The organism is Rhizobium sp. R339, from assembly GCF_002211395.1.
Classification (GTDB): domain Bacteria; phylum Pseudomonadota; class Alphaproteobacteria; order Rhizobiales; family Rhizobiaceae; genus Rhizobium.
In genome coordinates this window covers 1,064,654-1,076,855 of the sequence record NZ_LOKV01000001.1, presented here as the reverse complement: position 1 = coordinate 1,076,855, position 12,202 = coordinate 1,064,654, and the positions used below count along the sequence as shown (strand labels likewise).

Annotated in this window: 13 protein-coding genes and 1 pseudogene; 4 read left to right on the top strand and 10 right to left on the bottom strand. The window is 63.4% G+C overall.

Annotation, left to right across the window (positions count from 1 at the left end; translation table 11 throughout):
• The first annotated feature begins 2 nt into the window (after positions 1–2).
• Positions 3–535 (top strand): annotated as a pseudogene (locus ATY76_RS05390) (AAA family ATPase).
• A 195-nt stretch (positions 536–730) separates the two neighbouring features.
• Here ATY76_RS05390 and ATY76_RS05385 read toward each other — a convergent pair.
• The 4 genes from ATY76_RS05385 to gndA form a co-directional block, all read right to left on the bottom strand.
• Complete coding sequence (locus ATY76_RS05385) at positions 731–1,348, bottom strand: class I SAM-dependent methyltransferase (RefSeq protein ID WP_088673683.1); 618 nt, start codon at positions 1,346–1,348, stop codon at positions 731–733.
• Positions 1,349–1,441: 93 nt separating this feature from the next.
• The gene (locus ATY76_RS05380) at positions 1,442–1,951 is read right to left on the bottom strand and encodes a GNAT family N-acetyltransferase (RefSeq protein ID WP_088673682.1); all 510 of its coding nucleotides are present in this window, start codon (positions 1,949–1,951) and stop codon (positions 1,442–1,444) included.
• Between the two features lie 22 nt (positions 1,952–1,973).
• Positions 1,974–2,468 (bottom strand): N-acetyltransferase, encoded by a 495-nt coding sequence (locus ATY76_RS05375; protein WP_088673681.1) that lies wholly within the window; start codon positions 2,466–2,468, stop codon positions 1,974–1,976.
• 161 nt (positions 2,469–2,629) lie between these two features.
• Positions 2,630–4,081 carry an NADP-dependent phosphogluconate dehydrogenase gene (gene gndA / locus ATY76_RS05370; protein ID WP_190233592.1) on the bottom strand — a complete coding sequence of 484 codons (1,452 nt, stop codon included), beginning with the start codon at positions 4,079–4,081 and terminating at the stop codon, positions 2,630–2,632.
• A gap of 207 nt (positions 4,082–4,288) precedes the next feature.
• Between gndA and ATY76_RS05365 the strand changes: the two genes are divergently transcribed.
• From ATY76_RS05365 to ATY76_RS05355, 3 genes are all read left to right on the top strand, one after another.
• Entirely contained in the window at positions 4,289–5,080 is a 792-nt protein-coding gene (locus ATY76_RS05365) for a helix-turn-helix domain-containing protein (protein ID WP_088673679.1), read from the top strand.
• Between the two features lie 69 nt (positions 5,081–5,149).
• Complete coding sequence (locus ATY76_RS05360; protein ID WP_088673678.1) at positions 5,150–5,548, top strand: polyketide cyclase; 399 nt, start codon at positions 5,150–5,152, stop codon at positions 5,546–5,548.
• Positions 5,549–5,908, top strand: a complete 360-nt coding sequence (locus ATY76_RS05355) for a VOC family protein (RefSeq protein ID WP_088673677.1) — start codon at positions 5,549–5,551, stop codon at positions 5,906–5,908. It abuts the gene before it with no gap.
• A gap of 277 nt (positions 5,909–6,185) precedes the next feature.
• Here ATY76_RS05355 and ATY76_RS05340 read toward each other — a convergent pair whose 3' ends face one another.
• The 6 genes from ATY76_RS05340 to ATY76_RS05315 all read right to left on the bottom strand — a co-directional run bounded on the left by ATY76_RS05340 (position 6,186) and on the right by ATY76_RS05315 (position 12,163).
• On the bottom strand, positions 6,186–6,878 hold the full coding sequence (locus ATY76_RS05340; RefSeq protein ID WP_088673676.1) for a PAS domain-containing protein: 693 nt from the start codon (positions 6,876–6,878) through the stop codon (positions 6,186–6,188).
• 184 nt (positions 6,879–7,062) lie between these two features.
• Positions 7,063–7,995, bottom strand: coding sequence for a lipid A biosynthesis lauroyl acyltransferase (locus tag ATY76_RS05335; protein ID WP_088673675.1), 933 nt, complete (start codon positions 7,993–7,995; stop codon positions 7,063–7,065).
• 6 nt (positions 7,996–8,001) lie between these two features.
• Positions 8,002–9,030, bottom strand: coding sequence for a zinc-binding dehydrogenase (locus ATY76_RS05330; RefSeq protein WP_056814790.1), 1,029 nt, complete (start codon positions 9,028–9,030; stop codon positions 8,002–8,004).
• 151 nt (positions 9,031–9,181) lie between these two features.
• Positions 9,182–10,468, bottom strand: a complete 1,287-nt coding sequence (locus ATY76_RS05325; protein ID WP_088673674.1) for a beta-ketoacyl-ACP synthase — start codon at positions 10,466–10,468, stop codon at positions 9,182–9,184.
• A 10-nt stretch (positions 10,469–10,478) separates the two neighbouring features.
• Positions 10,479–11,684 (bottom strand): beta-ketoacyl-ACP synthase, encoded by a 1,206-nt coding sequence (locus tag ATY76_RS05320; RefSeq protein ID WP_088673673.1) that lies wholly within the window; start codon positions 11,682–11,684, stop codon positions 10,479–10,481.
• Positions 11,681–12,163: a 3-hydroxyacyl-ACP dehydratase FabZ family protein gene (locus tag ATY76_RS05315; protein WP_088673672.1), complete on the bottom strand. Its 483-nt coding sequence runs from the start codon at positions 12,161–12,163 to the stop codon at positions 11,681–11,683. Before ATY76_RS05315 ends, ATY76_RS05320 begins: the two co-directional genes overlap by 4 nt.
• Positions 12,164–12,202: the final 39 nt, after the last annotated feature.

Sequence of the window (12,202 nt, the reverse complement as noted above, 5' to 3'; positions counted from 1 at the left end):
TCATGAGCAGGTCGGTCCTGATCTCAGGATGTTCCGGCGGCGGAAAATCGACGCTGCTTGCGGAGCTTGGCCGCCGCGGTCACGCGATCGTCGAGGAGCCCGGCCGCAGGATCGTCAAGCAGGAGCTCGAGAGCAATGGCACGGCCCTGCCCTGGATCGACGCGGTTGCCTTCGCCCGCCGCGCAATCGAGATGGCAACGGCCGACCACGCGGCGCAAAAGGACAGGCCGGCTGGACGTTTTTCGACCGCGGCCTGATCGATGCCGCCTCGGCGCTCCAGCACCTGACCGGCGAACCGGTGCTCCAAAAATTGAGCGCCGTCCACCGCTATCACCAAACCGTCTTCCTGACGCCGCCATGGCCCGAGATCTACACCACAGATCCCGAGCGGCGCCACGGTTTCGATGAGGCTGTCGCGGAATATGACCGGCTTGCCGCGACCTATCCGGCGCTCGGCTACGAAGTCGTTATCCTGCCGAAAACTCCGGTTGCCGACCGCGCCAATTTAATCCTCGACCGCCTTGCGGCGAAGTAGCCGCCTCTCGGCTTACTCAGACTGCCGAGGACACCGCCCCAAGCTCTCCTTTCGTCATGCTCGGGCCTGTCCCGAGCATCTGCCCCCCGATCGATAGGGCAGCAGATCCTCGACACAAGGTCGAGGATGACGACCAATAAAAACGAACTTCATCAACAAGCGCCTGTACCCCTCAGGTCGCTTGCGCAAACAGACTCAGCGCCTGCGCAAAACACACCACTGGAACGACTGCCGGCCTCCGGCAGGCGTCCTATGCTCCTCCCGCCACTCGCGCTCCAGCACGAAGGCAGAGGAGAATTCCGCCGCAAGCGCCGCCGCATCATAGCGCTGGACCGGCAGACCGCTGCACCGCTCCGGCCCGTCCGGCGCGAAGGTCGCGATGATCACGACGCTGCCCGGTGCCGTGCCGGCTTCAAGGGCGTTGCGATAGGCCAGCCGCTGCTCCGGCTCGGTGAGGAAATGAAAGACCGCGCGGTCGTGCCATACGTCATAATGGCGCCCGGGTCGCCATATGGTGACATCGGCCACCATCCAGTCGACGCGAGCCGCCTCGCCCCGCAGCCGCGCCTTGGCGACCTCGAGCGCCGGGGCGGCGATATCGAGAACCGAAAGGTCGGGCCAGCCGCGCTCGATCAGACGATCGACAAGGCTCGACGCGCCGCCGCCGACATCGATCAGCGCGGCGGTGGCCGGCAGCTGCAGCTCGTCAAGCGCCCGCAGAGAAGGCTCCGGCATCGGCTGATACCAGCTGACGCTGTCGGCCGCTCTCGTGCGATAGACCTCGTCCCAATGCTCCCGTTTCGCGTCGGTCATCCGGCACCCCATCTCCTGCAGAGCCCGATCCTGATCCATCAAGATGTAAGGATTGAGACGTCCGTCAACCGTCTTTTGGCTGCGACCATAATCTCAGGAGACAAGGTGACGATAGACGAGATCGGCAGGATCGGTTCGAGGCGCCGTCGGATCGAGATGCGCCCCCAGCCGTTCCGCAACGGCAACGGATGCTGCATTGCCGGGAGCGATATAGCTGACGAGCGATGGTAGCTTAAGCGTCGAAAAGGCCCAGTCCCGCAGCGCCAGCGCCGCCTCCGTCGCATAGCCCCGGCCCTCATGGCCTTCGTAGACGAACCACCCCAGTTCCTTCTCCGGAAAGAGCGGCCCGTGATTGATCCCCACCTGGCCGACGCATTCGCCGCTCTCGGCCAGCTCGATCATCAGCGCTCCATGCCCGAAAAGCTGCCAGAGCGCCACGTCGTGACAGAACATCCCCCACGCGGCCCTGAGATCGAACGGACCGCCCATTCCGGCAGACCGCGGCGAATCCATCAGCCGCGCATAGGCAGCGAAGTCATCGATCTCGGGCATACGAAGCCTAAGGCGTTCGGTTCGGAGAGTAATCGCGCCCGTCCCGGACATGTCATCGCCTTTCTGCGAACATCTAGCTTTCGAACGCCGGAGCGAACCGAAGCGTGCCGCTGGGTGCCGGCCCGCGAAAGACGATGCGCTGCACGAGCCGCGTATCGAGATCGTGATAGCCGAGTTTCCCGTCGCTGCTGAAACCCGCTCCGCGGTAGACATCGGGATTGCCGATCAGCGCGCATCCGCTGGCGCCCATCCCCTCCAGCAATGCGAGCCCCTTTGCAATCAGCGCCTTGCCGATGCCCTGCCGCTGTCTCTCCGGCCTGACCGATATTGGGCCCAGCCCGAACCAGCCGCCATGCGCGCCATCGATCGCCACCGGCGAAAACGCGACATGCCCCACTATCTCGCCTTCCTCTTCGGCGACCAGCGATATCGCCAGATCACCGCTCGCGCGAAGCCTGCGGATAATTTCCGCCTCCGTACCCTCGCTATAGGGCATGGGCGCAAAGGCGATCGACGTCAGCTCATGGATCGCATCGATATCCGTCGGCGTCTCGTATCGCATTAGCATCTCTGTCATTCCTCCGGGCAATGTTCGGCAGATTCTATGAAGGGAAAGTCGAAAATCAGCAACCCGGGCTACTTCACCGGAAGGCGTGGCGCAGCGAGCGAGGCCCTCACGAAAAAGCCCGGCGCGATGGCCGGGCTTCCTCGATCTCTTCTGCGCAAACCTCAGAAGGTCGCCGCGCCGCTGCCCCAGGGGCCGTGATGGAAATCCTTGCCATCCAGGCGGTCGAAACCGTGGGCGCCGAAGAAGTCGCGCTGGGCCTGGATGAGGTTGGCGGTTCCCCTGCCCTGGCGGTAGGCGTCGAAATAGGTGAGCGCCGAGGTCAGCGCCGGTACCGGCAGGCCGGCGGCGAGAGCGGCGGTCACGACGCGGCGCAGCGCCGGGATCGATTCCTTGACCATGGAAGAGAAGGCCGGCGTCACGATGAGGTTCGCCGCATCGGGCGCATCGGTGAAGGCCTTGGTGATCTCGTCGAGGAACTGTGAGCGGATGATGCAGCCGGCGCGCCAGATCTTGGCGATAACAGGCATCGGCAGCGACCAGTTGAATTCCCTGGACGCTTCCGCCATCACCGCGAAGCCCTGCGCATAGGCGCCGATCTTGCCGGCAAACAGCGCCAGTTCCAGATCCTTGTTGAACTCGGGGCCGTAGGCGATCGAAAAGGCGCCGCCGAGATTGCCGAAGATCTTTTCGGCGGCTTCGCGCTCGGACTTCGTCGACGAGATGCTGCGGGCAGCGACCGCGGCTTCGATCGCCGTGGCCGGAATGCCCATATTCTGCGCTTCGATCGCCGACCATTTGCCAGTGCCCTTCTGGCCGGCCTTGTCGAGGATCATGTCGACCATCGGACCGCCGGAGATCGGATCGGCCGCTGCCAGCACCTTCTCGGAAATTTCGATCAGGTAGGAGTTCAGCCGGCCTTTGTTCCATTCGCCGAAGATGCCGGAGATTTCGGAGGCGCTCTTGCCGAGGCCGTCGCGGAGGATGCCGTAGATTTCGGCGATCATCTGCATGTCGGCATATTCGATGCCGTTATGGATGGTCTTGACGAAGTGGCCGGCGCCGTCATTGCCAAGCCAGGCGACGCAGGGCTCGTCATTGTAGCGGGCGGCGATCGAGGTCAGCACCTTCTCGACGCGCTTCCAGGATTCCTCGGTGCCGCCGACCATGATCGAAGGGCCATGGCGCGCGCCTTCCTCGCCGCCGGAAACGCCCATGCCGATGAAGGTGAGATCGGTGTTCTTGAGGCGGTCGAAGCGGGCGACGGTGTCGCGGAAATTGGCGTTGCCGGCGTCGATCATGATGTCGCCCTTGGACAGGTGCGGGCGTAGCGCTTCCATCTGCTGGTCGACGGCCTCGCCGGCCTTGATCATGATGATGATCGGACGCGGCGGCCGGATCGCATCGACGAACTCCTCGATGGTCTTGCAGGGAATGATCTGCTTTTTCAGATCGCCGGCGCTTTCGTAGAATTCGTCGGTTTTTTCCGGCGTGCGGTTGAAGACCGCAATTTTATTGCCTTTCTCCGCGATGTTGAGCGCCAGGTTGGAGCCCATGACCGCAAGGCCGATCAGTCCGATTTCTGCCTTTTCCACGACAAACCTCCGATGTGTCATTTGGACCGGTGTTGTGGCACTGTCTTCATCAAACGGCAAGTCTGCCAAGGGTCTAATCGGTTCGCAAAGCCCATGAATACGGCTTTGATTTCCAGACTTGTCCGACAACCTGCCTTTTTCAGCCTGATCCGCAAACCGCAATTTTTCACGCGGCCTGCCCGCAAGGCCCTATCTCATGGTATCATGCGCGACCCCGGGAGATATCGCTTGGTATCGAAAACACGAGAAGACATGGCGCTGCTTGCGGCCCGCGCCGGCCGCTACCGCGAATATGCGCCGCCACCCGCCCTGCGGCGCCATTTCAGCCGCCTCTGGTCGCAGAGGCTGGATGACGGGCCGCCGGCAACGGTGGCGATCGTACCGGACGGTTACTGCGATCTTCTCTGGATCGACGGACGGCTGGCCGTCGCTGGCCCCGACAGGACGGCCGCCTTTCCCCTCATTCCGCCGGGTTCCACCGTCATCGGCGCGCGTTTTGCGCCGGGCGCTGCGGCATCCTGGCTGAAGACGCCGCTTTCGGCGCTGGTCGGCCTTTCCGTGCCGCTCGCCGATATCGGCCGCAAGCACACGCGCGGATTCGAGGCGCGGCTTCGGGATTGTCCCGATCCCTCGGCTGCGAGGGCGCTGTTTGGCCGCCTGCTTGAAGAGGCCACGCGCGATGAGGAGGAACCGCCCCGGGATGCGGCCGTGATCTTTGCCGCTGCCGACAGCGGCCATCCGGCCTCCGGTCTGTTTGGCCGGCTCGGCATGAGCGAAAGACAGCTTCGCCGCCGCTGCCACCATCATTTCGGTTATGGCGCCAAGACCCTGGAACGCATCCGCCGCTTCCAGCGTTTTCTAGATCTCTGCCGCAGGCAAAGTGCGATGCCGCTTGCCCGCCTTGCGCTCGAAGCGGGTTTTGCCGACCAGGCCCACATGACGCGCGAGGTCGGCGAATTCTCGACGCTGACCCCCGCAGTCATCCTCGACCAGCTTGGCATGCGCAAAAGGCCCGGCTGACCGTTTTGTTCAAGACGCCTCGGGCCGGCCTGTTATTTTCGCGAGACCAATATCAAGGACCTGCACATCATGTCGACGATGCCCGCAAGAATCATCCACCGATCGATCGAGCGCGACTGGCGCGACGTCTACGACTTCGCCGGCAAGCCGGAGAACATGCCGCTCTGGGCCTCCGGCCTTGCGAGCGGCCTGGAGGCCGACGGCGCCGACTGGGTCGCCCAAGGCCCTCTCGGCACCATCAAGGTGAGCTTCGTTCCGGCCAATGAATTCGGCGTGATCGACCATACGGTGACGATCGAATCCGGCCTCAGGGTTTATAATGCCCTGCGCATCGTGCCGAACGGCGATGGCTGCGAGGTCATGTTCACGCTGCTGCGCCTTCCCGGCATGACCGATGCGCAGTTTGCCGCCGATGCGGCTCACATAGAGAAGGATCTCGTCATGCTGAAAGCCCTGATGGAGAGATAGATGGCCGACAAATCAGAACACAATGACCGCCGCATCGATTACGTCGAATTCAACGTCGCCGACATCGCCGCCGCCAAGGCCTTTTACGGTTCGGCCTTCGGCTGGCGCTTCACCGATTACGGCCCGAACTACTGCGAATTCGACGACGGGCGGCTGAAGGGCGGCTTCACCGATTTCGGCCCCGTGCGGCCGGGCGGCCCGCTGGTCGTCGTCTATGCCACGAATCTGGAAGAGGTGTTGACCTCGGTCGAAAGGGCCGGCGGCACGATCTGCCGGCCAATCACCGATTTTCCCGGCGGCCGCCGCTTCCACTTCCTCGACCGCGACGGCTACGAGCTCGCCGTCTGGGCGGCTGCATAGGTCGGGCTAGAGCCTTTCCTGGTTAGATTGAAGCATTCTGTTGGCTCAAACGGAGTCGGATGGTCGACCGGCCGGCGCGCGTCGTAGCCCTGTTCTACGGCCAAGCCGGCCGGTCGATCAGCCGGCCCGTTTCAGCCAACCCGAAGGGCCGGACATCTTTCCGCCAGGATCAGAGGCGATCGGCTCGGACGTACCTGGGGGTATGCCCGTCGCCAATCGCCTCTGCCCTGACGAAAACCTGCTCCGGCAGAATGCTTCAATCTAACCAGGAAAGGCTCTAACGATCCATGACGATCAGAGCGCCGATCACCGTGCCGCCCGCATCGCGCAGCGGCGACATGCGACAGCGCACCTGCCGCGATGCGCCGTCGCCGGTTGCCCGCTCGTAGGTGTAGTCGATCTGCTCGCCGGCAAAGCAGGCGTCCAGCTTGTGCCTGGCGCATCCGGCAAAACGTTCCTCGCCGATGAATTCGGAAATGTGGCGGCCGATGAGCTCCATCGGCTTCCTGTCGAGATAAGCGCTGTTCGCGGCATTGGAATAGAGGTAGCGGTAGTCCCTGGTCAGCACCGCCACCCGATCCGGCAGGCTTTCGAGGATCGCCGCATTGAGGAACTGGCCGTTGTCGGTGTCGGGTATATAGGCTGCCGGCGGCTCGATGCGCACATCCTGCGGTGAAGGCACCCGCCAGTCCGGCGCGTGCGTGCCGAAATAGCAGTCAAGCAGGTAGGAAAGCACCGCCGTGTGTTCCCTGACGCTGGCACTGTCGTCGGCGTCCCGGGCGATGAGATGGCTGACGAACTGCAACTGCATATAAACTTCGAGCAGATTCGTTGCCCGGCATGCCAGGATCGCCTCTACCAGCGGCTCGACATGCCGGTCGAGCGACATGACGCGCTGGTCGTCACCCAGGCGTATCGCTTCTTCTATTTGCGTGCAACGCAAGGAAAAGGCTCGAAAAAGCTCCAGCAAGACGCCTCACTCCATTGTCCCAAGTGGCGTGTCCAGAATTGAGGTGGCTGCATTTTCCCAAAATGCGCCTTACAGTTGATTATATTCGCGTATTGGTGGTGACGGGTAACATGAAGTGTACTCGGTTTCAATCCGAGAGCACCTGCCGCTTTTCACCGCTGATAAATGGGGGGTGGATCTTTTCTTACGTGAGCGTCTTCTTGATCTGCCAGCGGTCGTGATACCAGAGCCACTGTTCGGGATATTCCCGCACCCAGCTTTCCACCTTGTCGTTCAGCAGCTGGGCGGCGGCCGGCAGGTCGAGATTGCCTCTTTCGTCGCGCGGCATCTCCAGCCGCCGCTCGATTTCCAGCCGATAGCGATTCCCCGGCAGGCGAATGCAGCGCGCCGGATAGACCTCGCAATCGAACTGGCGCACCAACTTCGGCAACAGCGGATTGGTCTTCACCTCGCGCCCGAAGAAGGTGCCTTTCAGCCCCTTGCCGAATTTCTGGTCGACGAGCACGCCCACCCCCTGGCCCGCTTCCAGCTGGCGCGCCAGCGCGAAGGAAGAGCCGGCATGCGACGGCACCAGCTTGCCCATGCGGGCGCTTCTGAAGTCGAACACCTTCTTGGCGACGTAAGGGTTGTTCGGCGGCCGGAAGAGCACCGTCACCGTCAGCCCGAAGGCCGCACCCGCCACCGGCAACAGCTCGAAATTGGCGGTATGGCCGGTGAAGACGATGAAGGGGCGCGGATTGTCACGCAGGTCGAGGAAGATCGGAATGCCCGACACTTCCACCCTGCCCGGCTCCGATTTTTCGGGATCGTAATCGAACAGCTGGTCGAGGAAGACATATTCGGCTGCAAGCCTTCCCATATTGCCCCAGCTGGCGAGCGCGATCTTCTCGATCTCGGCCTCGCTCTTCTCGGGAAAGGCGTTGCGCAGGTTGGTCAGCATCAGCCTGTGGCGGCGGGTCCGCCGGCCGAGGCGACGCATCACCTTATCGGCAAAACGGATCGCGCCATCGGCCGGAAACAGCTTCAGCAGGTTCAGGAAGCCGAACATCACCTGCGCCACCAGCCATTGCTGGAAATTCCTGAGCGCCAGGACGATCCGCGTGATGATCAGCTTCACGTGCGCTCAATCCATCTTCAGGATGATCTTGCCGAAGATCTGGCGCGTTTCCATCCGCTCCAGCGCCCGGTCGATATCATCGAAGCTGACTTCGGTGTCGATGACCGGATGGACGAGCCCGCGGCCCATCTTCTGCATGGCATCCGCCATGTTCTCCATGCGGCAGCCGAAGGAGCCGAAGAGCTTCAATTGCTGCTGGAACAGCATCATCAGGTTCATCTCGGTTGATACGCCCGAAGTCGAGCCGCAGGTGACGAGACGCCCGCCGCGCTTCATGCAAAGCATCGAACCGGCCCAGGTATCCTTGCCGACATGTTCGAAGACGACGTCGACGCCCTTCTTCTTGGTGAGCTTGCGCACTACGCCTTCGAAGCGGTCGGTGCGGTAGTTGATGACGTGATCGGCGCCGAGCGCCTTGGCCTTTTCGATCTTGTCGTCGGAGCCGACAGTGGTGATGACGGTGCAGCCGATCTTCTTGGCAAGCTGGATCGCCGCCGTGCCGATGCCGGAGCCGCCGGCGTGGACGAGGATCGTTTCACCCGGCTCGAGCTTGGCGTTGTCGAAGAGCATGTGTTCGACGGTGCCGAAGGTGACGGGCGCGAGTGCGGCGCCGATCGCATCCACTCCGGGAGGGGCCGGAACGAGCAGGCGCGCCGGCAGGTTCACCTTCTCCTGCGCAAAGCCGTCGAGATGGAAACCGTGCACGCCGGAAACATGTTCGCAGAGATTGTCGCGGCCTTCGCGGCAGGGGCGGCAGAGCCCGCAGGTGCGCGCGCCGTAGATCGAGACGAGCTGACCCGGCAGCACGTTGGCGACACCAGGCCCGATCGCTTCGACGACGCCGGAGGCTTCCGCGCCGATGACGAGCGGCATCTTGCGCTTGGCAAACGCCATGCCGCGCCAGCCCCAGACGTCGATATGGTTGAGCGCCACCGCCTTGACGCGAAGCGTCACTTCGCCCGCGGCAGGCGCATCCGGTTCCGGCAGGTCGGTGATCTCAAGCTTGCGGTCATCGATCAGTTGCAGCGCGCGCATGATGTATAATTCTTTCTTCTACGTGGATCGTCGTCATGCTCGGGCTTGTCCCAAGCATCTGCCAGCGGTCATTGAGTGACGCAAGTACATCCTCGGGACAAGCCCGAGGATGACGTCAAAAACCACTTCGTCCCAAAATCAAGGAGGGTCTCTAAGCCGGTTCGAGCGCCATGACAAGGCTGGCATTCTGCCCGCCGAAACCGAAGGAGTTGGAAAGTACGGCCGAAACCTGGGCTTCCCGCTTCTTGTTCGGCACGACATCGAGCACGATCGACGGATCGGGATTGTTGTAGTTGATCGTCGGCGGCAGCGTGCCCGTCAGCATCGTCTGCAGCGAGAACACCGCTTCGACCGCGCCGGCCGCCGTCAGCGTATGGCCGATCATCGACTTGTTGGACGACACCGGAATGCCGACCAGCTTATCGCCGAAGACGGCGGACATCGAGCCATATTCCATCTTGTCGTTTTCAGGCGTCGAAGTGCCGTGCGCGTTGATATAGCCGATGCCGCTCTCATCGATGCCTGCATCGGCAAGCGCCGCGCGGATCGTCGCGATCGCCGGGCCGCCGTCGGGCGAAGACCGGGTGCGGTGGAAGCTGTCGGCCTTGTCGCCGGCGCCTTTCATGATGCCGAGCACCTTGGCGCCGCGAGCGACCGCCGATTCCAGCGATTCCAGCACCAGCGTCGCAGCACCCTCGGCGATGACGAAGCCGTCACGATCCTTGCTGAACGGCTTGGAGGCCTTGGTCGGCGGGTCGTTCTGCGTCGAAAGGGCCGACAGCAGCGAGAAGCGGATCAGCGCTTCGGCGCTCAGCGACCCGTCCGTCGCAACCGTCAGTGCCCGGTCGGTGCGGCCCTGGCGGATCGCCTCGATGCCGAGCTGGATCGCGGTGACGCCGGAGGCGCAGGCCGTCGACAGGGTCACAGGCAGGCCGCGTGTGCCGAACCGGTCGGCGAGGCGCTCGGAAATCGCACCGAACAGGGCCGCCTCGTGGAAGGCTGGATCCGGCCGCTGGCGCAGCGCCGTCAGGAAGCGCTCATAGGCGTCACCCGGATGGTCGGCAGCCGGCGAACGGTCGGCAAGCTCGAAACGGGCGCTCCATTCCGGCTCGATCGGCGGCGCGGCAAGGAAAAGGGGGCCGTTGAAATCGCCTGAAATGCCAGCGTCTGCCAGCGCCTCGATGGTCGTCTCGCGCGCGAAGGCATAGGAGCGCTCGACGGCGTTCGGCACTGGAATGTCGATGAAATCGACCGTGCCGGCGATCCGTGTCGACAGGCCTTCTGTGGGAAAACGGTTGATCGCATGGATGCCCGAAGTGCCGGAAGAAAGCGCCGCCCAGTTGTCCTTCAGGCCCTGGCCGAGCGACGTGATGATGCCCATGCCGGTCACTGCGACGATCGGCCGGCCGAGATGATCCTTGTAAGCGGAATCTGTCATATCTCTCTCCTCACGCCTCTGCGGAAAGAACGGCGACGCCCTCGCCGCGCTGGTGTCCGACTGTCGTTACGACGGCGGCTTTCGTACCCGCCTTCAGCGGCGCTTCATGAGCGGCGTCGAAGGGCGGAACCTTGGCCTTGGTATCGATGGCAAGGGCTGCGAGCGCCAGCCCCAGCGGGAAATGCGCCTCGATCGTGTGACCGGAAATCCCGCCGAAGCCGCGGATCGCGGCACCCGGAAGCTGATGCTCCAGCACCGCCTTTTCCCGGGCGGCGATCTCGTGCATGCCTGTCGAGCCGGAGAAGATCGCCGTGCTCTCTGGCGGCAGGTCGGCGGCAGGCTTCAGCAGCCGCTCCATCCGCACTTCGAAATTGCCGGCAGCGCGATTGCCGCGGTCGCCTTCGACGGCGCTGATCGTTGCATAGATATGCGCGCCGCGCTCCTGCGCATGCTTGCGCGATTCCAGCACCAGGAAGACGCCGGCCGAACCGGTGATCATGCCGCCGCCCTCGAGGCCCGAGCGCGACCAGAGCGGCGCCCATTCGCCGCGCGTATGCGCGCCGATCGCTTCGGTGAGCAGGATCATGTCGGGGCGTTCGGCGGCAAAGGCGCCGCCGACCAGCGCATGGGTGGATTCGCCGGACCGGATGCGCCAGAAGGCCGTCTCGACGGCAGAAACGCCGGATGCTTCCTCGCCCATGAAGGTGCGCGAGGAGCCGGTGACCTTGTGAACGATGGAAATATTGCCGGCGAGCAGGTTGGAAAGCTGCGCCAGGAACAGAGTTGGCCTCAGCTCCGTCGTCAGCTTCTCATTGAGCAGCAATTCGCGGTCGTTGCGCTTCAGGCCTTCGTCGACGATCAGCGTATCGACATTGATGTCGCGCTCGCCGCCGCCGGCCGCCACGATCATGTCCATCGTGCCGCAAGCCTCAATATTGTCCTTGAAGCCGGCATCGTCGAGCGCCAGGCCCGCTGCAAAGACGCCGATGCGCTGCCAGTTTTCCATCTGGCGCTGGTCGCCGCGCTTGGCGATCTGCTGCGACCAGTCGATCTCGGGCAACGGATGCACCGGATAGGGTTTGAACTTCTCGGTTTCAACGATCGCCTTCGGCGCGCTTTCGGCCGAAAGCAGCGCGATATGCGCGTCCTTGCCGACGCCCTGACAGGTGACGATGCCGACGCCCGAAATGACGACGTCGTTTGCGGCCTTGCTCATCCAATCACTCCCTGCGCTGCGATCGCTTCGAGAAGCCCGACCTCGCCGGCGCGTTTTTTCACGATATCGCCGAGCGGAACCTCGCTGAAGGGCATGGTGCGCAATTTCAGCTGCGCATCGCAGACCTTCTTGCCGCCGCTGGTGATCTTGGCCTTGGTGACCGCGAAGCCCGAACCGTCGTGCTCCAGCACCGCCTCAATGTCGAGCACGGCTTCGGGCTCGACAAAGGTGCGCATCTTGGCGCCGTCGACCGACATCAGGAAGGGCATGGCGGCAAAATTGGTGGCGGCAAGCACGAGCATGCCGGAGGCCTGCGCCATGGTCTCGATCAGAAGCACGCCGGGAACGAGCGGCATGCCGGGAAAATGGCCTTCGAAGACGGGGCTCTTGGCCGGCACGACGGATCGAGCCGCAAGCGTGCCCTTCTTCAGGTCCACCGCTTCGACGCGGTCAATCATCTGGAAATATTCCAGCAGCATTCGGATCCTCCGGCCCGACGGGCAAAATCCGCCCGCCGG